The organism is Novosphingobium mangrovi (assembly GCF_022818885.1).
GTDB lineage: Bacteria > Pseudomonadota > Alphaproteobacteria > Sphingomonadales > Sphingomonadaceae > Novosphingobium > Novosphingobium mangrovi.
Window position 1 is genome coordinate 100476 of record NZ_JALHAT010000002.1, and the last position, 22321, is coordinate 122796.

A 22321-nucleotide genomic window follows, 5' to 3' on the forward strand; every position below is an offset into this window, starting at 1 on the left:
AGTCTCCTGCAGGGCCTCTTCAATACGGTATCGGGAAAGCCGATCAGCCGAGCAGTTCCTGCTCCAGCTTCTTGGCCATCTCTTCGATGTTCTCGGGCGGCCAGCCCGGGATGTCCATGCCGAGGCGCAGACCCATCGAGGAGAGAACTTCCTTGATCTCGTTGAGCGACTTGCGGCCGAAGTTCGGCGTGCGCAGCATCTCGGCTTCGGTCTTCTGGACCAGATCGCCGATGTAGATGATGTTGTCGTTCTTGAGGCAGTTGGCCGAGCGGACCGACAGTTCCAGTTCGTCGACCTTCTTGAGAAGGTAACGGTTGAGCTGGTTGGTGTCGCTCTCTTCCTGGCTCTGCGTACCACCCGCGGCCATGCCGACCATCGCGGGCTGCCCCACGGGGGCAATGTCCTCGAAGTGGACGAACAGCGCCAGCTGGTCCTGCAGGATGCGGGCCGAGTAGGCCACGGCATCTTCGGGAGCCACGGTGCCGTCGGTTTCAACGGTCAGGCTGAGCTTGTCGTAGTCGAGCTCCTGGCCAACGCGGGCGTTCTCGACCTTGTAGCTCACCTGGCGAACCGGCGAGTAGAGCGAGTCGACCGGGATGAGACCGATCGGCGCGTCAACCGGACGGTTACCGACGGCGGGTACATAGCCCTTGCCGGTGTCCGCGGTGAGTTCCATGTTCAGGACCGCACCCTCGTCGAGCGTGCAGATCACGAGGTCCTTGTTCATGACCTCGATGTCGCCCGAAACGGCGATGTCGCCCGCCTTCACCTGCGCCGGGCCGGTGGCCGAGAGCTGGAGACGCTTGGGGCCTTCACCCTGCATCTTGAGGGCGATCTGCTTCACGTTCAGGACGATGTCGGTGACGTCTTCACGCACACCGGCCAGCGAGGAGAACTCGTGCAGCACGTTCTCGATCTTGATCGAGGTGATCGCAGCGCCCTGCAGCGAAGACAGAAGAACGCGCCGCAGCGCGTTACCGAGCGTAAGACCAAAACCGCGCTCGAGAGGTTCGGCAACGAACGTTGCCTTCAGCTTGGGGTCGGGTCCCGGCTTGATCTCAAGGCTGTTCGGCTTCTTGAGTTCCTGCCAGTTCTTGATGTTGACAGTCATGGACTTCCCCTGGGATTACGATGGCGGTTGCGCCCAGGAGCCCATTGAAAATGAGCCCATGAAACGCTCCTGAAAACGGGCGACGACCGGTTCGCCGCCCGCAAAAAGGTCGATCAGACGCGGCGGCGCTTCGAAGGACGAACGCCGTTGTGCGGGATCGGGGTCACGTCGCGGATCGACGTGATGGTGAAGCCGACAGCCTGGAGGGCGCGAAGCGCGCTCTCACGGCCCGAACCCGGGCCCTTGACTTCGACTTCGAGGGTGCGGACGCCGTGCTCGGCGGCCTTCTTGCCGGCGTCGTCCGCGGCCACCTGAGCGGCGTACGGGGTCGACTTGCGGCTGCCCTTGAAGCCCATCATGCCGGCCGAGGACCAGCTGATCGCATTGCCCTGGGCGTCGGTGATGGTCACCATGGTGTTGTTGAAGCTGGCGTTGACGTGGGCAATGCCGCTCGTGATGTTCTTGCGCTCGCGCCGCTTAATGCGCTGGGGTTCGCGTGCCATGTTCGTGTATCCTGTCGAATAGTCGCTGCGGGAAACCGAAAACCTTTAAGGTTCCCGTGCTTACTTCTTCTTGCCGGCGATCGGCTTGGCCTTGCCCTTGCGGGTGCGCGCATTAGTGTGCGTGCGCTGGCCACGGACCGGAAGACCCTTGCGGTGACGCAGGCCACGGTAGCAGGCGAGGTCCATCAGACGCTTGATGTTCATCGCGGTTTCGCGACGAAGGTCACCTTCCACGAGGTGATCGGCGTCGATGGTTTCGCGGATCTGGAGCACTTCGGCGTCCGAAAGATCCTGGATGCGACGGGTGTGATCAATGCCGAGCTTGTCGGCGATCGCGACGGCCTTGGTACGACCAATGCCGTGGATGTAGGTGAGCGCGATGATCACGCGCTTGTTGGTGGGGATGTTTACCCCGGCAATACGAGCCACTTAAATCTCCTGCTCCACAGGGGTGCGTCGCCGCCCCCCTATCTCAACGCTGAAACGAACCACCCGATCCACAAACGCGAAACGACCGGCAGGCGACTTACTCCAAGCCAGACCATCCGGACGCAGCGATTCTGTCGAGTGAAGGGGGCGCTTAAAACGATTCGCACCGCCTGTCAATGCAGCCGACACGAATTGCGGGCCTTGCGCCAAGATATGCGCAGCCCGGTCAAGCGATGGGTGGATTATACCTCGGAAGGCCCCTCGCGTCAAAGCGCACCTCGCGCAAAGGATTGTTCTTCTTGCACGCTCAACGCTCGATTACCTCACCTTCGGGGGGCTCGGGCGCCAGCGGCTCGATGCCATCCGGGGCCTCTTCGGCATCAGCCTTATCCCTGGCATCCGCATCGGGCGCAGGATCGAGCCCTAAGTCGCCGCCCGGAAAGGCCTGCGCAAAGGCGCCACCGAGTTCCGAGGTCAGGCGCTCAAGCTGGGCGCCGAGCATGGCGTCGACCGACCCGGCCATCGCCTCGGCGGGCTGGCGCATATAGCCCCCCACCACGTACTCGAGGAGCAGGACCGTATCTTCGCCTTCCTCATCCCGAGGCTTGAGCTGGATCGTCAGCGTCCCGTTCACCGCCTCGGACTGCAGCGGCCCAAGCGCGCCTGTCATGCGCAGCACGCGCGGACGCTCAATATAGACCACCCGCATGTGCTCGACACTGCCCTTGGGAGCGGCGCGCGGCGACGTGTCGTGGGGCAGCAATTCGCAAAAGCAGCCGCCCGCCCTGGGATCTATCGAAAGATTGGCGGCATCCCCGGACCAGGTATGCGCCGAATCCCACCACTCAGCCGGGTCCAGGACCGTCTGCCAAGTCTTGTCCACGCTGGAAGGTATCTCGACCATGTGGCGTACGACGAAGCCGCGCTCATTGGCCTCGGCAACCTTTGCCTTGGCCAGATGGGGTGCGCAAAGGCCAATGAAGGCCCCGGCGAGGACAACAGTGTAGCGATGGAAACGCGAGATATTCATGCAGCCCTTAGTCTTGGCGACAAAGACGGACGAAGGCCAGAAAAAAAGCCGGGACGTTCATCCCGGCTTCTTTTTCTTAACTTACTTGGCAAGGACGCCTTCGATGGAGGCGGTCACATCGTCCATGTCGGCCATCCCGTCGACCTTCGCGACAATCCCCCGCTCTTCATAGATCGGCAGGATCGGCGCGGTCTTGGCGCGGTACTCAGCCAGACGCGTCCGGACCGTCTCGGCGTTGTCATCCGGACGGCGCTTGAATTCGGTGCCGCCGCACTTGTCGCAGGTGCCCGGGACCTTGGGCTGCTCGAAGCTGTCGTGATAGCCCTTGCCACACGCCGCACAGGTAAAGCGCCCCGTGATGCGCTCGACCAGCGCTTCCTCGTCGACGCCCAGCTCGATCACATGGTCGAGCCTACGGCCGCGCTCGGCGAGAATCCCGTCGAGAGCTTCAGCCTGCGCCGCCGTGCGCGGATACCCATCGAAAATGGCGCCGGTGTCCGGGCCCATCGCATCGAGCTCGTCACCGATCAGCGCCGACACGATCGCGTCCGAGACGAGTTCGCCCCGCTCCATGATCGCCTTGGCTTCAAGCCCCGTCGGCGTGCCCGCCTTGACCGCGGCGCGCAGCATGTCACCGGTCGAAAGCTGGCGCATGCCGTGGCGCTCAACCAGGCGCTGTGCCTGCGTTCCCTTGCCCGCCCCCGGCGGCCCAAGAAGAATGATATTCACGCGTAACCCCCTCAGTTCTACGTTTTGGCGAACGCCTGCGCTTAGCGCATGCGACCTTTCAGCTTCGCCTTCTTTATGAGATCGCCGTACTGGTGTGCCAGCAGGTGCGATTGGATCTGCGTGATGGTGTCCACGGTCACGTTGACAACGATCAGCAGGCTGGTGCCGCCCATGAACAGCAGCGGAAGACCGGTCTGAGCCAGGAACCACTCGGGGATGCAACACACCGCCGTGAGGTAGGCCGCACCGATCACCGTCACGCGGGTCAGCACGTAATCAAGGTAGTTCGCGGTGTTCTTGCCCGGACGGATGCCGGGAATGAAGCCACCGTTCTTCTTGAGGTTCTCCGCCGTCTCTTCCGGATTGAAGACAACCGCGGTGTAGAAGAAGCTGAAGAAGATGATGCCGGCGGCATAGAACAGCATGTAGAGCGGCTTGCCGTGCCCCAGGTACTGGTTCAGCGACACCACGATCTTGCCCATCGTCGAGTCCGGCTGCAGCGAGTTGCCCGCGAACTGAGTGATGGTGAGCGGCAGCAGCAGCAGCGAGCTCGCGAAGATCGGAGGGATCACGCCCGCGGTGTTGATCTTCAGCGGCAGGTGGCTGCGATCCGCCTGCATCATGCCACGCTGTGTCGCGCGCTTGGGATACTGGATCAGCAGGCGACGCTGGGCGCGCTCGAAGAAACAGATCAGCAGGATCATCGCAACGATAAGCGCGATCAGGAACATGATGAGCAGCGAACCGGTGTCCCCGGCCGAGTAGGCCTGGCCCAGGTTCGAGGCAAACGTCGGCATCTGCGCAACGATACCGGCCATGATGATCAGCGACACGCCGTTGCCAATACCGCGCGAAGTGATCTGCTCACCCAGCCACAGCAGGAACATCGTGCCACCAACCAGGCTGATGACGGCACCAATGCGGAACAGGATGCCCGGATCGACCACGGCGGGGAGACCGCTCGAGGCGCCATAGGCTTCCAGGCTCACGGCCAGGAAGTAGCCCTGGATGGCGCAGAGGCCGACCGTGCCGTAGCGGGTGTACTGGTTCAGCTTCTTGCGGCCAGCCTCACCTTCCTTCTTCAGCGCCATGAGCGCGGGATGAAGCGAAGCGGCCAGCTGCACCACGATCGAGGCCGTGATGTAGGGCATGACGCCCAGCGCAATCAGGCTCATGCGCGAAAGCGAACCACCCGAAAAGGTGTTGAACAGGTCAAGGATGCCGCCCTGCGTCTGGCTGTAAAGCTCGCTCAGGATGCGGGCATCGACGCCCGGCAGCGGCACAAAGCTCAGGAAGCGGAAAACGATAAGCGCACCGATCGTGAACCAGATGCGCTTCTTCAGCTCGGTAGCCTTGGAGAAATTGCTCAGGCTCAGCGAGCTGGCGATATTGTCGGCACGGGAAGCCATGAGTGGTAGAAGCCTCGAATAGCGTGTTCGGATTCGGCCTTAGCTGCTGAGAGCACCCTTGTCGAACCCGCGTTCCAGTCCGTCCATATAGACATTCGTAGGAGGGCGGAAACCCTCCGTGCCACCAACGGCGCGCAAAACCCACATGATTCGCGCCAGTACCGCCGTGGCGAAACGCACGAGAGGGCGAAACGCACCGCGCTCCGCCCTCTCTTTACTGCGTTACCGCACTGTGGCGAATCAGGCCGCAGCGGCTTCCTTGGCAGGCAGGATCACCTTGCCACCAGCCTTTTCAACGGCTTCCACGGCGCCCTTCGAGGCACCGGCAACGTTGAATTCGACCTTGGCGGTGAGCTCACCCTTACCCAGGAGACGCACGCCGTCCTTGCCACCACGGGCCAGGCCAGCGCCCTTGAGCGCGGCGTGATCGACGGTGCCCGAGATGTCGAGCTTGCCGGCGTCGATCGCCTTCTGGACCATGCCCAGGTTCACTTCCGCGTAGTCCTTGGTGAACTTCGCGTTGGTGAAGCCGCGCTTCGGAAGACGCATGTGAAGCGGCATCTGGCCGCCTTCGAAACCCTTGACGGCAACGCCCGAACGGCTCTTCTGGCCCTTTTGACCACGAGCCGAGGTCTTGCCCTTGCCCGAACCGATACCACGGCCGACACGCATGCGGCGGTGACGGGCACCGGCGTTGTCACGGAGATCGTTGAGATTCATAGTCTGCACTCGCTTTCGCTTTTCATCGCGCTGGATGGGAAGCGGGCCCCTTAGGCGAAAGGGGGCCGCCTGTCACCCCCTATTCGCGCGGAGCCTGACTATTTGCCGAGGCCGAAGACCAGCTTGGCATCGCCCGGAACCGTGGTCGCGAACGCATCGCGGGCCGGTGTCCAGCGCACGACCTTCATCGCCACTTCGCACAGTTCGGCGTCGAATTCGGGCGAGTTAGACGCAGGCACGAGCTCGCAACTCGTCGAGTTCCCACCCTCGTCAATCGTGAACTGCAACTCGTAGCGCGAGAAACGGCGCTGACGCAGGATCGGGTCGTAGCGGTGCTTGATCTGGAAGAACGCGCGATTGAAATCGGCCAGGCTCGCATCGTCGTAGCGCGGGTTCTGGCGCAGGTTGGCGAACTCCTCCTCGCTGACATACGAACGCAGCCGTCCGATCATGTCCGTCCAGCGCATGAGGCGCGCGACCTGAAGGGGCGACTGGCGATCGATCGCGGTCTGGCAACTTGCCCCTGTCGGGCTTGCCCCCGCCTCGATCAGAACGTCCGCTGTCCGCCAGCGCTGATAGGCGATGGCCCAGGCCAGCGGCGTGAGGCCGAACATGTCGGGCTTGTCGATGTCCTGCGGGCGCGCCTCGACAAGCCGGCGCAACTGGCCGACAGCATTGTGGCGCGCAGCATAGCCCATCGTGTCCACTGCCTCTCCCGACTGCAGATCGGCAAAACCGTAAGGTTGCGAAATCGGCTCATCCGGACGGATTTCCGGTTCAGGGCCCACATCCGAGACGGGGCGGCAGATATCACGATAGGGATAGTGCGGGTCGGCCATCAGGGCCGCGTTGTACTGTCGACCGAAGGCCGTTGCGGGGACGTCGGCCCCCCTGCCCTCGGCGGCGGCAAGATCCGGCACGAACGCCAGTGCCCGGACCGACCAGGCCGCCGGACTACCCAGAAGCCGGCACTGCGCGTTGTAGAGATCGAGTGAGACGCCCTGCGGCGTCGTCGCGGCGGCAAGGCGAAAATCGCCGCGCGCAATAGCGCTGGCCGCTTCCGCGACAGGATCGGGCTTCACGCCTGAGGCCAGCGCCTTACGCAGCGCCATGTCGCCCGCCCGCATCGAGGCGAGCACCTTGGGATCCGCGCGATAATCGTTGCACACCGCCACGGCCTCCCCCTCGGGAGCAAGGGTACGCTCAGAGCTCGGCTCAACTCCGCCACAGGCGGACAGGCAAAGCGCCAGCACACCTGCCAGCGCGCTCCGGCGCGAAGACACCGAACCAAACAGGCCACGTAACATCGATGCAGGCATTACCATCTGGAAGACATCCCGGGAGGACGAGTGGAAGGCGAGAGCGCATAGCACAGGCGCCCCTGAATGAAAGGTGCATCGCGCCACTGCCCGCCTCCCCCACGCGAAAAGGGCCCCGATGCCAAGCACCGGAGCCCTTTCAATCTTCAGCTCGCTGCTCCCGAGGGAGCGGCGGCCAGGTCAGTCGACCACGGCCACCATGTGCGGAAGCTTGGCAATCGCGCCACGAACCTCGGGGGTGTCCTCGAGCTCGACAACGCGGTGCATCTTGCCGAGGCCGAGACCGATGAGGATCTTCTTCTGGCTCTCGGGGCGACGGATCGGCGAACCGATCTGCTTGATCTTGATCTTGGCCATTGTCGCTTACTCCACGATGGCTTCAGCTGCGGCCTCGGCCTCAGCTTCGCTCGCACCGCCACGACCCAGGAGGTCGGAGACCTTCTTGCCACGACGCTGAGCCACCGCCTTGGGCGAGGACTGGTCGGTCAGGGCGTCGAAGGTGGCGCGGATCATGTTGTACGGGTTCGAGGTGCCGACCGACTTGGTCACGACGTCAGCGACGCCCAGGCTCTCGAACACGGCGCGCATCGGACCGCCGGCGATGATGCCGGTACCGGCCGGAGCCGTACGGACATTGACGCGGCCCGCACCGAAGTGGCCCTTGCCGTCGTGATGAAGGGTACGACCCTCCTTCAGAGCGACGCGGATCATCTTCTTCTTGGCCGAAGCGGTTGCCTTGGTGATTGCCTCAGGAACCTCGCGAGCCTTGGCATGGCCAAAGCCGACGCGGCCCTTGCCGTCACCCACGACGACGAGTGCGGCAAAACCGAAGCGCTTACCGCCCTTGACGGTCTTCGAGACGCGGTTGATGTGAACCAGCTTCTCGATCAGCTCTTCGCCCTGCTCCTCGTCGTCGCGACGGCCACGACGGTCGTCACGACGGCCACGGCCACCGCGCTCGCCACGGCCACGGCCGCCACGACCACGACCGCCATCACGGCTCTCGCGCTGCTCCTGGGGAGCACCGCCCTGCGGGTTGTCAGCCGCGATGGGCTGCTCACTGCTGGTGGTGTTGGTGTTTTCGTCAGCCATGCTCAGAACTCCAGCCCGCCTTCGCGGGCGGCATCGGCCAGCGCCTTGACGCGACCATGATAGAGGAAGCCGCCGCGATCGAACACGACCGAAGTGATGCCCGCCTTCTTGGCGGCCTCGGCGAGTTCCTTGCCCACGCGGATGGCGGCATCGGTGTCAGCGCCCTTGCCGCCAAGCGTGTTGGCAGCAGCGACCGTACGGCCCTGCGCATCGTCGATGATCTGGGCGTAGATGTGACGTCCGGTGCGGTGCACCGAAAGACGCGGACGGCCCGAAGCCGACGCGCGAAGGGCGGTGCGCACGCGCTGACGGCGGCGCTGGAAAAGGGAAAGCTTTGCCATTACTTCTTCTTCCCTTCCTTGCGGAAGATGTACTCGCCGCGGTACTTGATGCCCTTGCCCTTGTAGGGTTCGGGCTTGCGCCAGCGACGAATCTCGGCCGCGATCTGGCCGACCTTCTGCTTGTCGATGCCCGAGATCTCGACGGTGGTGTTATCCGGCGCCTTGATCTCGATACCTTCCGGGATGTCGATGTCGACATCGTGCGAGTAGCCGAGCTGAAGCTTGAGCTTCTTGCCCTGGACCTGTGCGCGGTAGCCGACGCCCTTGAGTTCAAGGACCTTCGAGTAACCTTCGGTCACGCCGCCAACGAGGTTGGCGACGAGCGTGCGCTGCATGCCCCAGTGGCTGCGAGCCACCTTCGACTGGTTGATCGGCGAAACGCCAACCGAACCTTCTTCGACGGTGTAGGTAACCTGGTCGGAAACGCCCATTTCAAGCGTACCCTTGGGGCCCTTCACGGTCAGCACGTTGCCTTCGAGCTTGGCGGTAACGCCGGCCGGAATAGCAACCGCCCTCTTACCAATGCGGCTCATCAGAACACCTCCGCCAGCACTTCGCCACCGACGTTGTCGGCACGTGCTTCGGCATCCGAGAGCACGCCCTTGGGCGTCGAGACGATGGTGATGCCAAGGCCATTGCGCACAACCGGGAGTTCCTTGGAACCCGAGTAGACGCGGCGGCCAGGCTTGGAGACGCGAGCGATGTGCTTGATAGCGGGCTCGCCTTCGAAGTACTTCAGCTCGATGCGCAGCTGCGGATGGGCACCGGTGGTGTCATCGCTGTAGCCACGGATGTAGCCCTCACGCTGGAGAACTTCGAGCACGCGCGCACGCAGCTTGCTGGCGGGGGAAAGGACGGAGTCCTTCTTCGCCTGCTGGCCGTTGCGGATGCGGGTGAGCATATCACCCAGGGGATCGGTCATAGCCATTGCTTATGTATCCCTTACCAGCTCGACTTGGTCACGCCGGGGATCATGCCCTTGTTGGCAAGATCACGCAGCTCAACGCGGCACAGGCCGAACTTGCGGTAGTAACCACGCGGACGACCGGTCGTGGCGCAGCGGTTGCGAACCCGGGTCGGGTTGCCGTTGCGCGGGATCTCGGCCAGCTTCAGACGGGCGATGAGACGCTCGGTTTCGTCGAGCGAGGTGTCATCGGCAATCGCCTTGAGGCGTTCGTACTTACCAGCGTACTTCTTGACGAGCTTCTTACGACGCTCGTTCTTGTTCACGGAACTCAGTTTCGCCATGGACTTAAGCTCTCTTCCTCAGCGGCGGCTCACGCCGCCTCCTTCTCTTCCGCGGCTTCTTCAACCGGGAACGGGAAACCGAAAAGACGCAGCAGTTCGCGTGCTTCTTCGTCGGTCTTGGCGGTGGTGGTGACGATGATGTCCATGCCACGCACCTTCTCGATCTGATCGTAGCTGATCTCGGGGAAGATGATCTGCTCCTTCAGGCCCATCGCGTAGTTTCCGCGGCCGTCGAACGACTTGGCGTTCAGACCACGGAAGTCGCGGATGCGGGGCATCGCGATGGTGATGAGGCGATCGAGGAATTCGTACATGCGTTCGCGGCGCAGGGTAACCTTGCAGCCGATGGGCATGCCTTCACGCAGCTTAAACTGCGCGATCGACTTGCGGGCCTTGGTGATCACGGGCTTCTGGCCGGCAATCTTTTCCATTTCGGCCGCGGCGGTCTGGACCTTCTTCTTGTCCTGGCTCGCCTCGCCCACGCCCATGTTGAGCGTGATCTTCTCGATCGAAGGCACTTCCATCACGTTCTTGTAGCCGAACTTTTCGGTCATCGCCTTGACGATTTCCGCATCGTACTTCGAACGCATACGCGGGGTGTACTTATCAGCCATCGATGGTCTCCCCGGTCTTCACGGCCACACGGACCTTCTTGCCGTCCTTCTCTTCGAAGCGAACGCGGGTCGGCTTGCCGTCAACGGCAACCGCGACCTTGCTGATCGCCATCGGAGCGGGATTGCGCTCGATGCCGCCCTGCGGGTTCTGCTGGGTCGGCTTGCGGTGGCGGGTGGCGACATTCACGCCCTCGACCACGACCTTGCCGTCCTTGGGCATGACCTGGAGAACAGCGCCAGTGCGGCCCTTATCCTTGCCCGACAGAACGACGACCTGGTCACCCTTCTTGATCTTCGCGGCAGCCATTACAGCACCTCCGGAGCAAGCGAGATGATCTTCATGAAGCCCTTGCCGCGAAGCTCGCGAACCACGGGGCCGAAGATACGGGTGCCGATCGGCTCCTCGCTCTTGTTGATGAGCACGGCAGCGTTGCTGTCGAAGCGGATGACGCTGCCGTCGGGACGACGAACGTCCTTACGGGTGCGCACGATGACAGCACGGTGCACGTCGCCCTTCTTGACGCGCGCGCGCGGCTGCGCTTCCTTTACCGACACCACGATGATGTCGCCGACGCCTGCGAAACGACGCTTCGAGCCACCCAGCACCTTGATGCACTGGACGCGCTTCGCGCCGCTGTTGTCCGCGACGTCGAGATTGGATTGCATCTGGATCATTGATCCGGTTCCTTCTCAACGGCTTGCCGGAACCAGTCCGGCAGTTCCAAAAAAGCTCCCCCGGCGGTTAAGCCGGGGGCGTCTCAAATCAGTTGGCGGCCTCTACGTCGAGATTAGCCTCGATGGCAATACCCTTTCCGGCCTGCAACGTGTCGAGAACCTTCCAGGTCTTCGACTTTGAGATCGGTTTGGTTTCCTCGATGCGGACGCGATCACCAATGTGGTACGCGTTCTCTTCGTCGTGGGCGGCATACTTCTTCGAGCGGCGAATGATCTTGCCGTAAAGCGGGTGCTTCACACGGCGCTCGACGAGTACGGTAACGGTCTTGTCGGTCTTGTCGGAAACGACGGTACCGATCAGAATACGCTTGGGCATCGTGTTTCCTCCTTACTTCGCCGCAGCCGAACGCTCAGCCTGGAGCGTCTTGATGCGTGCGATGTTGCGACGGACCTCCTTGATCCGGGCCGGTGCCTCGAGCTGGCTCGTGGCGGCCTGGAAACGAAGGTTGAACTGCTCGCGCTTCAGAGCGACCAGCTCTTCCGTAAGCTGGTCGTCGGTCTTGGCGCGGAAGTCTTCAGTCTTGGCAGCCATGAATTAACCCTCCAGGTGCGAGGTGTCGCCGAGACGGGCAACGACCTTGGTCTTGATGGGAAGCTTCATCGCAGCGCGGCTGAAAGCCTCAGCGGCGAGCGGGCCAGCAACGCCGTCCAGCTCGAACAGGATTCGGCCCGGCTTCACACGCGCGGCCCAGTATTCCACCGAACCCTTGCCCTTACCCTGACGGACTTCAGCAGGCTTCTTCGAAACCGGCACGTCGGGGAAGACGCGGATCCAGAGGCGACCCTGGCGCTTGATGTGACGCGTGATCGCGCGGCGAGCCGCTTCGATCTGGCGGGCGGTGATGCGTTCCGGCTCGAGAGCCTTGAGGCCATAGGAGCCAAAGTTCAGATCGGTGCCGCCCTTGGCAGCGCCCTTGATCTTGCCCTTGAAAGCCTTGCGGAACTTGGTCTTTTTCGGTTGCAGCATGGTGCTTACTCTATCCTAAGCCTCAGCGCGCCGGGCGGACGCCGGAGGTCTGAGCCTCCATCATCAGCCGGTCCTGCGCCGTCGGGTCGTGGCCCAGGATCTCACCCTTGAAGACCCAGACCTTGATGCCGATGATACCGTAGGCGGTCAGCGCCTCGGCTTCGGCATAGTCGATGTTCGCACGCAGGGTGTGAAGCGGCACGCGACCTTCGCGGTACTGCTCGACGCGAGCGATTTCGGCGCCGCCCAGACGGCCACCGCACATGATCTTGATGCCTTCGGCACCCAGACGCATGGCCGACTGCATCGCGCGCTTCATCGCACGACGGAAGGCAACGCGGCGGATCAGCTGGTCCGCAATGCCCTGAGCGATCAGCTTGGCGTCGACTTCCGGCTTGCGGATTTCAACGATGTTCAGCTTCACTTCGCTCGAGGTCATCACCGCAAGCTTCTTGCGAAGCTTCTCGATGTCCGCACCCTTCTTGCCGATGATCACACCGGGACGGGCCGCGTAGATCGAGATGCGGCACAGCTTGGCCGGACGCTCGATGACCACCTTCGAGATAGCCGCCTGAGGCGCGTTCTCGAGGATGAACTTGCGGATCTTGAGGTCTTCCTCAAGCAGTTTGCCGTAGTCCCGGCCTTCCGCGAACCAGCGGCTGTCCCAGGTACGGTTGATCTGCAGACGCAGACCGATCGGATTGCTCTTATGACCCATGGATCAGGCCTCCTCGACTTCGCGAACGACGATCCGCAGACGTGAGAACGGCTTGAGGATCCGGGTGCTCTTGCCACGACCACGGGTGTGGAAGCGCTTCATGGTGATCGACTTGCCGACCGACGCCTCGGCGACGACGAGAGCGTCGACGTCGAGGTTGTGGTTGTTCTCCGCGTTGGCAATCGCCGAAGCGAGAACCTTGCGGGCGTCCACGGCCATGGCCTTCTTCGAGAAAGCGAGGATGTTCATCGCTTCCTCAGCCTTCTTGCCACGGATCAGGGCGGCGACGAGATTGAGCTTCTGCGCCGAACCACGGATCGTGGTGCCGACCGACAGGGCTTCCTTTTCGCCGACGCGGCGGGGTGCTGCCTGCTTGCTCATTAGCGCTTGCCCTTCTTGTCGGCAGCGTGGCCCGGGAACGAGCGCGTGGGCGCGAATTCACCGAACTTGTGGCCGACCATGTCCTCGTTGACCGAGACCGGGATGAACTTGTGCCCGTTGTAGACGTTGAACGTCAGACCAACGAACTGCGGAAGGATGGTGCTGCGACGCGACCAGGTCTTGATCGGACCAGCGCGGTTGCCGGCATCCTGCGCGACCTCGGCCTTCTTGAGAAGGTACAGGTCGACGAAGGGGCCTTTCCAGACGGAACGTGCCATCGTGTCTTACCTCTTCTTCTTGGCGTGGCGCGAACGGATGATCATCTTGTCCGTCTGCTTGTTGTTGCGAGTGCGGGCACCCTTGGTCGGCTTGCCCCACGGAGTAACCGGATGACGGCCACCCGAGGTGCGGCCTTCACCACCACCGTGCGGGTGGTCGACCGGGTTCTTGGCAACACCACGCGTCAGCGGGCGACGGCCCATCCAGCGCTTGCGGCCTGCCTTGGCGAGGGTCTGGTTCTGGTTGTCGGGGTTCGACACCGCACCGACCGTGCCCATGCAGTCGCCACGCAGGTAGCGCTGCTCGCCCGAGTTCAGGCGCACGATGACCATGCCGCGGTCACGACCGACGACCTGGACGTAGGCACCGGCCGAACGGGCGATCTGGCCACCCTTGCCCGGCTTCATCTCGACGTTGTGGCAGATCGTGCCGACCGGCATCTGCGACAGGAGCATGGCGTTGCCCGGCTTCGTGTCGCACTTCTCGGCGGCGATGACCTTGTCGCCAGCAGCAAGGCGCTGCGGAGCGATGATGTAGGCCTGTTCGCCATCAGCGTAGTTCACGAGCGCGATGAAGGCGGTGCGGTTGGGATCGTACTCGATCCGCTCGACGGTGCCTTCAACGTCCCACTTGCGACGCTTGAAGTCGATGTAGCGGTACTTCTGCTTGTGACCACCGGCGATGCCACGCGAAGTGACATGACCCTTGTTGTTGCGGCCACCGGTCTTGCGCTTGCCTTCGGTCAGAGCCTTGACAGGCTTGCCCTTCCACAGCGCCGACTTGTCGACGAGGACCAGGCCGCGGCGGGCGGGGCTGGTCGGGTTGTAATGCTTGAGTGCCATCGGATCAGCCCTGTACGCCTTCGGTGATGTCAATCGGCTGCTGACCTTCGGCCAGCGTGACAATCGCCTTCTTCACGTCGCTGCGGCGGTAGTCCTTACCGCGCCAGCGCTTGGTCTTGCCCTTGGTCACCAGCGTGTTGACGCTCTTGACCTTGCGGTCGAACAGCGCCTCGACGGCAGCCTTGATCTCGGGCTTGGTCGCATCGCCGGCCACCTTGAAGACGACCGCGTTGTTCTCGGAGAGAAGCGTCGCCTTTTCGGTGATGTGCGGTGCAAGGATCACGTCGTAGTGACGGATTTCTGCAGCGGTCTTAGCCATTGAAGCGCGCCTCCAGCTTTTCGACAGCGGCGCGGGTGAGCACCAGCGTGTCGTGCTTCAGGATGTCGTAGACGTTCGCGCCCTGGGCGGGGAGAACGTTCACGCCGATGAGGTTGCGAGCGGCCTTGGCGAAGTTGTCGTTGACGGCTTCACCGTCGATCACGAGCACCTTCTTGCCGAAGTTCGCCTTGGCGAGCTGACCGGCGAGGACCTTGGTCTTGGCGTCGGCAACGTCGAGCGTGTCGACGATGACGAGACCGGCCTTGGCCTTCGAGGAGAGCGCCATCTTGAGACCCAGCGCGCGCAGCTTCTTGTTCAGCGACTGGCCGAACTCGCGGCGACGGGCACCATGGGCCTTACCACCGCCGATGAAGACGGGAGCTGCACGGTCACCGTGACGAGCCGTGCCGCCGCCCTTCTGGCGACCCCACTTCTTGCCGGTGCGCGCAACGTCCGAGCGTTCGCGGGTGGCGCGGGCGATGCCGCGGCGGTTTTCCATCTGCCAGGTAACGACACGGTGCAGGATGTCCGCGCGCGGCTCGAGGCCGAACACGTCATCCGACAGCTCGATGTCGCCGTTACCGGCGGAACCGTCGATATTGAGGACCTGAACCTTCACGACTTAGCCCTCCTGGCCTTCGGTCGCTTCGACAGCCGCGGTGTCTTCCGCGGGGGTGTCAGCAGCCGAATCGTTGCTGTTGGCGGCCGTCTTGAGGCCGGCGGGGTACGGAGCCTCGGCGTGACGGGCGACCTTGACGGCGTCCGAAACGGTGAGCCAGGCATTCTTCGCGCCCGGGACCGAGCCCTTGACGAAGATCAGGCCACGCTCGTCGTCCACACGGACGATCTCGAGGTTCTGCTGGGTGCGCTGACGGTCGCCCATGTGGCCGGCCATCTTCTTGTTCTTGAACACCTTGCCCGGATCCTGACGGTTACCCGTCGAACCGTGCGAACGGTGCGAGAGCGACACACCGTGGGTGGCGCGCAGACCGCCGAAGCCCCAACGCTTCATGGCGCCTGCAAAGCCCTTGCCCTGGGTGTGGCCGGCAACGTCGACGAGCTGGCCGGGCACGAAGTGCGAGGCCGCGATGGTCGAGCCGACTTCGAGCAGCGCGTCGTCGGCGACGCGGAACTCGGCAACGCGCATCTTGAGCGAAACTTCCGCCTTGGCGAAGTGCTCGCGCTGCGGCTTGGCAACGTTCTTCTGCTTGGCTTCGCCGGCACCGAGCTGAACCGCGACGTAGCCGTCACGATCATTGGTGCGGACCGAAACCACCTGGCAATCTTCCAGCGCCAGAACGGTCACGGGCACATGCCGGCCGTCCTCCTGGAAAAGGCGGGTCATCCCGACTTTCTTGGCGATCACGCCAGTACGCATGATCTGTCTCCTCAACAGAGGCCTGCCCGGGCCCATCCCGAACAGGCGTGTCCAGCCCAATGATGTGATGCATGCCCCGTCCGGGCTGGAATGTTCCCTGCTCAAGGCCCGAATGGCCCGGCGGAAACGAGACGGGGGACGCATTCCCAGCTTCATCCCGAAGGAGGAAACCAGAGGTATCCCTTGTGTCCTCTCGGGCCGATGGCTCTGGAGGCTCTGTCTCTGCGCGTTTTGCCGCGCAAAGCCGATCTCAGTGGATCGACAAGGTTATCTGGACCCGAAGGTCCGAATTTCGCCCGATCGTTTAACGTCCGATCAGAAAGACGGACGGGGTCACCTGAGGCGACCCCGAGCTGGATCAGGCCAGCTTGATCTCGACGTTCACCCCGGCCGCGAGGTCCAGCTTCATCAGAGCGTCGACGGTGGCAGCGTTCGGCTGCACGATGTCAAGCAGACGCTTGTACGTGCGGACTTCGAACTGCTCACGCGACTTCTTGTCGATGTGCGGACCGCGGTTCACGGTGAACTTCTCGATCTTCGTCGGCAGCGGAATGGGGCCCCGAATGAGCGCGCCGGTGCGGCGGGCCGTGTCAGCGATTTCGCCAGTCGCCTGGTCGAGCACGCGGTGGTCAAACGCCTTGAGGCGAATGCGGATGTTCTGAGCTTCCATGTACCTGCTACCGATGAGAAAGAGCCAAAGGGCGCGAAGCCCTGTTAAATTCGAGCCGCGCAACTACACGCTGATGCGCAGTCTAGCAAGCCCTGATTTGCGATTTTCTGCGCCCCGCCAGCCCCGTATCCAACAAGGCCATGGCGGCGCACGATTCTATCACGGGCAAGCCCCGCCGCGAAGCGATCACACCAGGCGCACTCGGGCAGCTGGCCGTCCACGCACGAAGCCTCAAGAGCTACCCGCGACTCGCAGCCACAGCGCCAGAAACGCGAAGGCCCGGCCCTGCTTGCGCAGGACCGGGCCAATCACGTTAGTCGTCAAAGACCTGCGGATTAGGCAGTGATCTTGGCAACAACGCCCGAGCCGACGGTGCGGCCGCCTTCACGGATTGCGAAGCGCAGACCTTCGTCCATGGCGATCGGCGCGATCAGCTTGACCGAGATGGTCACGTTGTCGCCCGGCATCACCATTTCGGTGCCCTCGGGAAGGATCACTTCGCCGGTGACGTCGGTGGTGCGGAAGTAGAACTGCGGACGGTAGTTCGCGAAGAACGGGGTGTGACGGCCACCTTCGTCCTTCGAGAGCACGTAGACCTCAGCCGAGAACTCGGTGTGCGGGGTCACGGTGCCCGGCTTGGCGAGAACCTGGCCACGCTCGACTTCGTCGCGCTTCAGGCCACGGATCAGGGCGCCGATGTTGTCGCCAGCTTCACCCTGGTCGAGCAGCTTGCGGAACATTTCCACGCCGGTGACGGTGGTCTTCTGGGTGTCGCGGATGCCGACGATCTCGACTTCTTCGCCAACCTTGATGATGCCGGTTTCGACGCGGCCGGTGACAACCGTACCACGACCCGAGATCGAGAACACGTCCTCGACGGGCATCAGGAAGTTCTGGTCGGTCGGACGCGGGGGCTGCGGGATGAACTCGTCGACGGCAGCCATGAGCTCAAGGATCTTGTCCTTGCCGATTTCGTCGTCACGGCCTTCGAGAGCGGCCAGAGCCGAACCCTTGACGATGGGAATATCGTCGCCCGGGAAGTCGTACGAGGAGAGAAGCTCACGGACTTCCATTTCGACGAGCTCGAGGAGCTCTTCGTCGTCGACCTGGTCAACCTTGTTGAGGAACACGACGAGAGCCGGAACGCCAACCTGACGGGCGAGCAGGATGTGCTCACGGGTCTGGGGCATCGGGCCGTCAGCAGCGTTCACCACGAGGATGGCGCCGTCCATCTGAGCCGCACCGGTGATCATGTTCTTGACGTAGTCAGCGTGACCCGGGCAGTCGACGTGCGCGTAGTGACGGTTGGCGGTCTCGTACTCGACGTGCGCGGTCGAGATGGTGATGCCGCGCTCGCGCTCTTCGGGAGCCTTGTCGATGTTGGCGAAGTCGACGGCTTCACCGAAGCCGGCTTCTGCCAGAACCTTGGTGATCGCCGCGGTGAGGGTGGTCTTGCCATGGTCGACGTGACCGATGGTGCCGATGTTGCAGTGCGGCTTGTTCCGCTCGAATTTTGCCTTGGCCATCTTACAAACCTTCTTTCACAATGAACTTGAATCTGGGGAATTCGAGGCGGCTCCCACAGAATCGCAGGCGCCGCCCCTAGAACCATTCTTGCCCTTAAGCAAGCTTCTCCTTCACTTCCGCCGCGACGTTGGCCGGAACCTCGTCGTAGTGGCTGAAGATCATCGAGTACTGAGCGCGTCCCTGGGTGAACGAACGCAGCTGGTTCACGTAGCCGAACATGTTGGCGAGCGGCACGTGGGCCTCGACAACCTGGGCGTTACCACGGCTGTCGGTGCCCTGGATCTGACCACGGCGGCTGTTCATGTCGCCGATAACGTCGCCCATGAACTCTTCCGGGGTCACAACCTCGACCTTCATGATCGGCTCGAGGATCTTGATGCCCGACTTCTGCGCGGCTTCGCGCATGCAGCCACGGCCGGCGATTTCGAAGGCCAGGGCCGACGAGTCGACGTCGTGGTACTTACCGTCGATCAGCTCGATGTCGAAGTCGACGATCGGGAAGCCGATGAGCGCGCCGGTGTCGGCGGTCTCACGCATGCCCTTCTCGACAGACGGGATGTATTCGCGCGGAATGTTACCGCCCTTGATCGAGTCGATGAAGTTGATGCCGGCACCGCGCTCACCCGGGGTGAGCTTGACCTTCACTTCTGCGAACTGACCCGAACCACCCGACTGCTTCTTGTGGGTATAGACCAGCTCGACGGGCTTGCCGAGGTATTCGCGGTACGCCACCTGCGGCGCGCCGACGTTGGCCTCGACCTTGAACTCGCGCTTCATGCGATCGACGATGATGTCGAGGTGAAGCTCGCCCATGCCCTTGATGATGGTCTGGCCCGATTCGTGGTCGGTCGAGACGCGGAACGAGGGATCCTCGGCAGCCAGGCGCGACAGGGCGAGGCCCATCTTTTCCTGGTCGGCCTTGGTCTTGGGTTCCACCGACAGCTCGATGACGGGCTCGGGGAATTCCATGCGCTCAAGAATGATCGGAGCCTTCTCGGCGCACAGCGTGTCACCGGTCGTGGTCTCCTTCAGACCCGCAACAGCGACGATATCGCCGGCGTAAGCCTGATCGATGTCTTCACGGTTGTTCGAGTGCATGAGCAGCATGCGGCCGATCTTTTCCTTCTTGTCCTTCACCGAGTTCAGGTACGAACCCTTGGTGAGCATGCCGGAGTAGATACGGCAGAAGGTCAGCGAGCCGACGAAGGGGTCGTTCATGATCTTGAACGCCAGCGCCGAGAACGGAGCATCGTCGCTCGAAGGACGGGTCTGCTCTTCCTCGCTGTCGGGCAGGACGCCCTTGATCGCGGGAACGTCGATCGGGCTCGGCATGTAGTCGACAACGGCGTCGAGCAGGGGCTGCACGCCCTTGTTCTTGAACGCCGAGCCGCACAGCACGGGCACGAAGGCGCGCTCGAGCGTACCCTTACGGATCAGCTTCTTGAGCGTGTCGACGTCGGGCTCGGTGCCTTCGAGGTAGGCTTCCATGACATCGTCGTCCTGCTCGACGGCGGTCTCAAGAAGCTTCTCGCGGTATTCGGCAGCCTTGTCAGCCAGGTCCGCAGGGATGTCGGTGTACTTGAACGACGCGCCGAGGCCGTCGTTTTCCCACACGATGCCGCGCATCTTGACGAGGTCGACGACGCCCGAAAGGTCGGCTTCGGCGCCGATCGGCAGCGTCAGGACCAGCGGGGTCGCGCCGAGGCGGTCGATGATCGACTGGACGCAGTAGTAGAAGTCGGCGCCGGTGCGGTCGAGCTTGTTGACGAAGCACATGCGCGGAACGCCGTACTTGTCGGCCTGACGCCACACGGTCTCCGACTGCGGCTCAACGCCGGCAACGCCGTCGAACACGGCAACCGCGCCGTCGAGGACGCGCAGCGAACGCTCGACTTCGATGGTGAAGTCGACGTGGCCCGGGGTGTCGATGATGTTGATGCGGTGCTCTTCACCTTCGCCGTCTTCCGCCTTCCACATGGTGGTGGTGGCAGCCGAGGTGATGGTGATGCCGCGTTCCTGCTCCTGCTCCATCCAGTCCATGGTGGCGGCGCCGTCGTGCACTTCGCCGATCTTGTAGGACTTGCCGGTGTAGTAGAGGATACGCTCGGTCGTGGTGGTCTTGCCGGCGTCGATGTGCGCCATGATACCGATATTGCGGTAGCGTTCGATCGGATGGCTACGTGCCATGGTGCAGGTTCCTTAGCAGGAGGGTTTGGAGGCGGATGCGGGCCCAAATAAACCCGTGCCTCCTGAATTGAAAGTGTGACGCGCCCATGACGCCGCCGAAACGGTGCCAAGGCGCGTCACGAAGCGTCTTACCAGCGGTAGTGCGAGAAGGCGCGGTTCGCGTCCGCCATGCGGTGCGTGTCTTCGCGCTTCTTCACGGCGTTGCCGCGGTTGTTCGCCGCATCCATGAGCTCACCCGAGAGGCGAGCCGACATGGTGGTCTCGGGACGACCGCGGGCGGCCGAGATGAGCCAGCGGATGGCCAGGGCCTGGGCGCGCTCGGGACGCACTTCGACGGGGACCTGGTAGGTCGCACCACCGACGCGGCGGCTGCGGACCTCGATCTGCGGCTTCACGTTGTTCAGGGCATCGTGGAACAGCTGGACCGGATCGGCCTTGGCGCGGGTTTCCATGGTGTCGAGCGCGCCATAGACGATACGCTCGGCAGCCGACTTCTTGCCGTCGTACATGAGGTTGTTCATGAACTTCGACAGGACCAGATCACCAAACTTCGGATCCGGCAGGATTTCCCGCTTCTCGGGACGACGACGACGTGACATCGTTTTGAATTCCTTGTTCTTGCGGTCGGGCGCCGAAGCGCATCACCAACCGTGAAATGTCATGGAGCGATGCGCGAGACGCACCGCTGCCGGATCACTTGGGACGCTTGGCGCCGTACTTCGAGCGCGACTGCTTGCGGTCCTTGACGCCCTGCGTGTCGAGCACGCCGCGCAGGATGTGGTAACGCACACCGGGAAGGTCGCGCACACGGCCGCCGCGGATGAGCACAACCGAGTGCTCCTGCAGGTTGTGGCCTTCGCCCGGGATGTACGAAATGACTTCACGGCTGTTGGTGAGGCGCACCTTGGCGACCTTGCGAAGTGCCGAGTTCGGCTTCTTCGGGGTCGTGGTGTACACGCGGGTGCAGACGCCACGCTTCTGCGGGTTCTGCTCCATGGCCGGGACCTTGGACTTGGCCTTCTGCGGCTCGCGACCCTTGCGGATCAGCTGGTTGATAGTGGGCATCTATACTCTTCTTTCAAATGGGAGTGCGATGGATCCGGCCCGCACCGTGGCGCAAACCCGACCACGGGACGGACCCTTCGCACCCCGGGTCTCAGGGCCGATGCAAGGCTGGAAAGGAAGAGTGCAAACGCGTCGCGCGGAATTCGGCAAATTGCGCGCCAGCCTCTGAACCGAGACACCTGCGCGTTACGCCGTATCCAGCGCGAGCCGAAAAACACTCCACCCGGCCCAGTCGGCACCGGATTACTCTGCTCGCGGGCTTCGTGGCGACTTGCGGACCGAATCGGACCATAAGGCAATCCGGAAGGATTGCGGCTTCCACCATCAAGAGGCTGGAAACCCACCAAAAACCACACACAAGCAGTGTTCAGCTCTATGCTGTCCCCCCGAACCATGTCCGGAGGAGATGCGCGCCCTTACGCAAAAGCGCCGGTTGGGTCAAGGTCGGCATAGGCCAAGGCGTTTCGGAGGGACCTGCGCCGGTAGCACGTCAGGCCTGCAAGGGAGGCATAGCCCGCCCGCGCCCTACCCGCTTGGCACGAACCAGCCCAGACCATCACGGCGCGGGCTATATGACACACCTTCCAGCAGCGCGACAGCCACGGGAAATCGCGACTGGAGCAGACCTGCGTTCATCACCAATTACTGGGCTTAATCTGTAATTTATCGAATTCTTTACAAATGGAGAATTAACCACGCGGCACTAGT

At 62.9% G+C, this 22321-nt stretch carries 32 protein-coding genes; all 32 read right to left on the minus strand.

Going from position 1 to position 22321, the window contains the following annotated elements:
• Positions 1-43: 43 nt before the first annotated feature.
• Complete coding sequence (locus MTR65_RS01660; protein WP_039388049.1) at positions 44-1111, minus strand: DNA-directed RNA polymerase subunit alpha; 1068 nt, start codon at positions 1109-1111, stop codon at positions 44-46.
• Positions 1112-1224: 113 nt separating this feature from the next.
• Positions 1225-1614 (minus strand): 30S ribosomal protein S11, encoded by a 390-nt coding sequence (rpsK, locus tag MTR65_RS01665; RefSeq protein WP_007011846.1) that lies wholly within the window; start codon positions 1612-1614, stop codon positions 1225-1227.
• A 60-nt stretch (positions 1615-1674) separates the two neighbouring features.
• Entirely contained in the window at positions 1675-2043 is a 369-nt protein-coding gene (gene rpsM / locus MTR65_RS01670) for a 30S ribosomal protein S13 (RefSeq protein WP_226633326.1), read from the minus strand.
• Positions 2044-2350: 307 nt separating this feature from the next.
• On the minus strand, positions 2351-3073 hold the full coding sequence (locus tag MTR65_RS01675) for an SRPBCC family protein (protein WP_243796589.1): 723 nt from the start codon (positions 3071-3073) through the stop codon (positions 2351-2353).
• Positions 3074-3154: 81 nt separating this feature from the next.
• Positions 3155-3802: an adenylate kinase gene (locus MTR65_RS01680; protein WP_243796590.1), complete on the minus strand. Its 648-nt coding sequence runs from the start codon at positions 3800-3802 to the stop codon at positions 3155-3157.
• Between the two features lie 41 nt (positions 3803-3843).
• Complete coding sequence (secY, locus tag MTR65_RS01685) at positions 3844-5211, minus strand: preprotein translocase subunit SecY (protein WP_148627604.1); 1368 nt, start codon at positions 5209-5211, stop codon at positions 3844-3846.
• A gap of 240 nt (positions 5212-5451) precedes the next feature.
• Entirely contained in the window at positions 5452-5931 is a 480-nt protein-coding gene (gene rplO / locus MTR65_RS01690) for a 50S ribosomal protein L15 (protein WP_039388058.1), read from the minus strand.
• A 98-nt stretch (positions 5932-6029) separates the two neighbouring features.
• Positions 6030-7106 carry an ankyrin repeat domain-containing protein gene (locus tag MTR65_RS01695; RefSeq protein ID WP_243796591.1) on the minus strand — a complete coding sequence of 359 codons (1077 nt, stop codon included), beginning with the start codon at positions 7104-7106 and terminating at the stop codon, positions 6030-6032.
• Between the two features lie 324 nt (positions 7107-7430).
• A complete protein-coding gene (gene rpmD, locus MTR65_RS01700) occupies positions 7431-7607 on the minus strand; it encodes a 50S ribosomal protein L30 (RefSeq protein WP_148627602.1) in 177 nt (58 codons plus the stop codon).
• A 6-nt stretch (positions 7608-7613) separates the two neighbouring features.
• Complete coding sequence (gene rpsE / locus MTR65_RS01705; RefSeq protein ID WP_226633316.1) at positions 7614-8342, minus strand: 30S ribosomal protein S5; 729 nt, start codon at positions 8340-8342, stop codon at positions 7614-7616.
• A gap of 2 nt (positions 8343-8344) precedes the next feature.
• Positions 8345-8683 (minus strand): 50S ribosomal protein L18, encoded by a 339-nt coding sequence (gene rplR, locus MTR65_RS01710; protein WP_039388062.1) that lies wholly within the window; start codon positions 8681-8683, stop codon positions 8345-8347.
• Positions 8683-9216 carry a 50S ribosomal protein L6 gene (rplF, locus tag MTR65_RS01715; RefSeq protein ID WP_243796592.1) on the minus strand — a complete coding sequence of 178 codons (534 nt, stop codon included), beginning with the start codon at positions 9214-9216 and terminating at the stop codon, positions 8683-8685. Before rplF ends, rplR begins: the two co-directional genes overlap by 1 nt.
• The gene (rpsH, locus tag MTR65_RS01720; protein WP_039388066.1) at positions 9216-9611 is read right to left on the minus strand and encodes a 30S ribosomal protein S8; all 396 of its coding nucleotides are present in this window, start codon (positions 9609-9611) and stop codon (positions 9216-9218) included. The genes rplF and rpsH overlap by 1 nt, the downstream gene beginning before the upstream one ends.
• A 14-nt stretch (positions 9612-9625) precedes the next feature.
• Positions 9626-9931 (minus strand): 30S ribosomal protein S14, encoded by a 306-nt coding sequence (gene rpsN / locus MTR65_RS01725; RefSeq protein WP_039388068.1) that lies wholly within the window; start codon positions 9929-9931, stop codon positions 9626-9628.
• A 29-nt stretch (positions 9932-9960) separates the two neighbouring features.
• A complete protein-coding gene (gene rplE, locus MTR65_RS01730; protein WP_039388070.1) occupies positions 9961-10545 on the minus strand; it encodes a 50S ribosomal protein L5 in 585 nt (194 codons plus the stop codon).
• Positions 10538-10852, minus strand: coding sequence for a 50S ribosomal protein L24 (rplX, locus tag MTR65_RS01735; protein WP_226633310.1), 315 nt, complete (start codon positions 10850-10852; stop codon positions 10538-10540). The genes rplE and rplX overlap by 8 nt, the downstream gene beginning before the upstream one ends.
• Positions 10852-11220, minus strand: coding sequence for a 50S ribosomal protein L14 (rplN, locus tag MTR65_RS01740; protein WP_039388073.1), 369 nt, complete (start codon positions 11218-11220; stop codon positions 10852-10854). The genes rplX and rplN overlap by 1 nt, the downstream gene beginning before the upstream one ends.
• An 88-nt stretch (positions 11221-11308) precedes the next feature.
• Positions 11309-11596 (minus strand): 30S ribosomal protein S17, encoded by a 288-nt coding sequence (rpsQ, locus tag MTR65_RS01745; RefSeq protein WP_039388075.1) that lies wholly within the window; start codon positions 11594-11596, stop codon positions 11309-11311.
• Positions 11597-11608: 12 nt separating this feature from the next.
• The gene (gene rpmC / locus MTR65_RS01750; protein ID WP_039388078.1) at positions 11609-11812 is read right to left on the minus strand and encodes a 50S ribosomal protein L29; all 204 of its coding nucleotides are present in this window, start codon (positions 11810-11812) and stop codon (positions 11609-11611) included.
• A gap of 3 nt (positions 11813-11815) precedes the next feature.
• Complete coding sequence (gene rplP, locus MTR65_RS01755; protein WP_148627595.1) at positions 11816-12247, minus strand: 50S ribosomal protein L16; 432 nt, start codon at positions 12245-12247, stop codon at positions 11816-11818.
• Between the two features lie 22 nt (positions 12248-12269).
• Positions 12270-12965: a 30S ribosomal protein S3 gene (gene rpsC, locus MTR65_RS01760; protein WP_243796593.1), complete on the minus strand. Its 696-nt coding sequence runs from the start codon at positions 12963-12965 to the stop codon at positions 12270-12272.
• 3 nt (positions 12966-12968) lie between these two features.
• A complete protein-coding gene (rplV, locus tag MTR65_RS01765; protein WP_213501118.1) occupies positions 12969-13346 on the minus strand; it encodes a 50S ribosomal protein L22 in 378 nt (125 codons plus the stop codon).
• Positions 13346-13624: a 30S ribosomal protein S19 gene (rpsS, locus tag MTR65_RS01770; protein WP_039388086.1), complete on the minus strand. Its 279-nt coding sequence runs from the start codon at positions 13622-13624 to the stop codon at positions 13346-13348. Before rpsS ends, rplV begins: the two co-directional genes overlap by 1 nt.
• Positions 13625-13630: 6 nt before the next feature.
• Positions 13631-14467 carry a 50S ribosomal protein L2 gene (rplB, locus tag MTR65_RS01775; RefSeq protein WP_243796594.1) on the minus strand — a complete coding sequence of 279 codons (837 nt, stop codon included), beginning with the start codon at positions 14465-14467 and terminating at the stop codon, positions 13631-13633.
• 4 nt (positions 14468-14471) lie between these two features.
• Positions 14472-14786, minus strand: a complete 315-nt coding sequence (locus MTR65_RS01780; RefSeq protein WP_039388089.1) for a 50S ribosomal protein L23 — start codon at positions 14784-14786, stop codon at positions 14472-14474.
• The gene (gene rplD, locus MTR65_RS01785) at positions 14779-15405 is read right to left on the minus strand and encodes a 50S ribosomal protein L4 (protein WP_039388090.1); all 627 of its coding nucleotides are present in this window, start codon (positions 15403-15405) and stop codon (positions 14779-14781) included. Before rplD ends, MTR65_RS01780 begins: the two co-directional genes overlap by 8 nt.
• Positions 15406-15408: 3 nt before the next feature.
• Positions 15409-16164 (minus strand): 50S ribosomal protein L3, encoded by a 756-nt coding sequence (gene rplC, locus MTR65_RS01790; RefSeq protein WP_039388091.1) that lies wholly within the window; start codon positions 16162-16164, stop codon positions 15409-15411.
• Between the two features lie 358 nt (positions 16165-16522).
• Entirely contained in the window at positions 16523-16834 is a 312-nt protein-coding gene (gene rpsJ, locus MTR65_RS01795) for a 30S ribosomal protein S10 (protein WP_007011873.1), read from the minus strand.
• A 335-nt stretch (positions 16835-17169) separates the two neighbouring features.
• Positions 17170-18360 (minus strand): elongation factor Tu, encoded by a 1191-nt coding sequence (gene tuf / locus MTR65_RS01800; protein ID WP_226633303.1) that lies wholly within the window; start codon positions 18358-18360, stop codon positions 17170-17172.
• A 94-nt stretch (positions 18361-18454) separates the two neighbouring features.
• Positions 18455-20548: an elongation factor G gene (gene fusA, locus MTR65_RS01805; protein ID WP_243796595.1), complete on the minus strand. Its 2094-nt coding sequence runs from the start codon at positions 20546-20548 to the stop codon at positions 18455-18457.
• A 128-nt stretch (positions 20549-20676) separates the two neighbouring features.
• Positions 20677-21147: a 30S ribosomal protein S7 gene (rpsG, locus tag MTR65_RS01810; RefSeq protein ID WP_039388094.1), complete on the minus strand. Its 471-nt coding sequence runs from the start codon at positions 21145-21147 to the stop codon at positions 20677-20679.
• Between the two features lie 94 nt (positions 21148-21241).
• Positions 21242-21613, minus strand: coding sequence for a 30S ribosomal protein S12 (gene rpsL, locus MTR65_RS01815; RefSeq protein ID WP_007682177.1), 372 nt, complete (start codon positions 21611-21613; stop codon positions 21242-21244).
• Between the last annotated feature and the right edge of the window lie 708 nt (positions 21614-22321).

Coding starts and splice junctions, on each gene's coding strand:
- MTR65_RS01660 (WP_039388049.1), bottom strand. CDS start 1,111: ATGACTGTCAACATCAAGAACTGGCAGGAACTCAAGAAGCCGAACAGC.
- rpsK (WP_007011846.1), bottom strand. CDS start 1,614: ATGGCACGCGAACCCCAGCGCATTAAGCGGCGCGAGCGCAAGAACATC.
- MTR65_RS01675 (WP_243796589.1), bottom strand. CDS start 3,073: ATGAATATCTCGCGTTTCCATCGCTACACTGTTGTCCTCGCCGGGGCC.
- secY (WP_148627604.1), bottom strand. CDS start 5,211: ATGGCTTCCCGTGCCGACAATATCGCCAGCTCGCTGAGCCTGAGCAAT.
- rplO (WP_039388058.1), bottom strand. CDS start 5,931: ATGAATCTCAACGATCTCCGTGACAACGCCGGTGCCCGTCACCGCCGC.
- rpmD (WP_148627602.1), bottom strand. CDS start 7,607: ATGGCCAAGATCAAGATCAAGCAGATCGGTTCGCCGATCCGTCGCCCC.
- rpsE (WP_226633316.1), bottom strand. CDS start 8,342: ATGGCTGACGAAAACACCAACACCACCAGCAGTGAGCAGCCCATCGCG.
- rplR (WP_039388062.1), bottom strand. CDS start 8,683: ATGGCAAAGCTTTCCCTTTTCCAGCGCCGCCGTCAGCGCGTGCGCACC.
- rplF (WP_243796592.1), bottom strand. CDS start 9,216: ATGAGCCGCATTGGTAAGAGGGCGGTTGCTATTCCGGCCGGCGTTACC.
- rpsH (WP_039388066.1), bottom strand. CDS start 9,611: ATGGCTATGACCGATCCCCTGGGTGATATGCTCACCCGCATCCGCAAC.
- rpsN (WP_039388068.1), bottom strand. CDS start 9,931: ATGGCGAAACTGAGTTCCGTGAACAAGAACGAGCGTCGTAAGAAGCTC.
- rplE (WP_039388070.1), bottom strand. CDS start 10,545: ATGGCTGATAAGTACACCCCGCGTATGCGTTCGAAGTACGATGCGGAA.
- rplX (WP_226633310.1), bottom strand. CDS start 10,852: ATGGCTGCCGCGAAGATCAAGAAGGGTGACCAGGTCGTCGTTCTGTCG.
- rplN (WP_039388073.1), bottom strand. CDS start 11,220: ATGATCCAGATGCAATCCAATCTCGACGTCGCGGACAACAGCGGCGCG.
- rpsQ (WP_039388075.1), bottom strand. CDS start 11,596: ATGCCCAAGCGTATTCTGATCGGTACCGTCGTTTCCGACAAGACCGAC.
- rpmC (WP_039388078.1), bottom strand. CDS start 11,812: ATGGCTGCCAAGACTGAAGACTTCCGCGCCAAGACCGACGACCAGCTT.
- rplP (WP_148627595.1), bottom strand. CDS start 12,247: ATGCTGCAACCGAAAAAGACCAAGTTCCGCAAGGCTTTCAAGGGCAAG.
- rpsC (WP_243796593.1), bottom strand. CDS start 12,965: ATGGGTCATAAGAGCAATCCGATCGGTCTGCGTCTGCAGATCAACCGT.
- rplV (WP_213501118.1), bottom strand. CDS start 13,346: ATGAGCAAGCAGGCAGCACCCCGCCGCGTCGGCGAAAAGGAAGCCCTG.
- rpsS (WP_039388086.1), bottom strand. CDS start 13,624: ATGGCACGTTCCGTCTGGAAAGGCCCCTTCGTCGACCTGTACCTTCTC.
- rplB (WP_243796594.1), bottom strand. CDS start 14,467: ATGGCACTCAAGCATTACAACCCGACCAGCCCCGCCCGCCGCGGCCTG.
- MTR65_RS01780 (WP_039388089.1), bottom strand. CDS start 14,786: ATGGCTAAGACCGCTGCAGAAATCCGTCACTACGACGTGATCCTTGCA.
- rplC (WP_039388091.1), bottom strand. CDS start 16,164: ATGCGTACTGGCGTGATCGCCAAGAAAGTCGGGATGACCCGCCTTTTC.
- rpsJ (WP_007011873.1), bottom strand. CDS start 16,834: ATGGAAGCTCAGAACATCCGCATTCGCCTCAAGGCGTTTGACCACCGC.
- tuf (WP_226633303.1), bottom strand. CDS start 18,360: ATGGCCAAGGCAAAATTCGAGCGGAACAAGCCGCACTGCAACATCGGC.
- fusA (WP_243796595.1), bottom strand. CDS start 20,548: ATGGCACGTAGCCATCCGATCGAACGCTACCGCAATATCGGTATCATG.
- rpsG (WP_039388094.1), bottom strand. CDS start 21,147: ATGTCACGTCGTCGTCGTCCCGAGAAGCGGGAAATCCTGCCGGATCCG.
- rpsL (WP_007682177.1), bottom strand. CDS start 21,613: ATGCCCACTATCAACCAGCTGATCCGCAAGGGTCGCGAGCCGCAGAAG.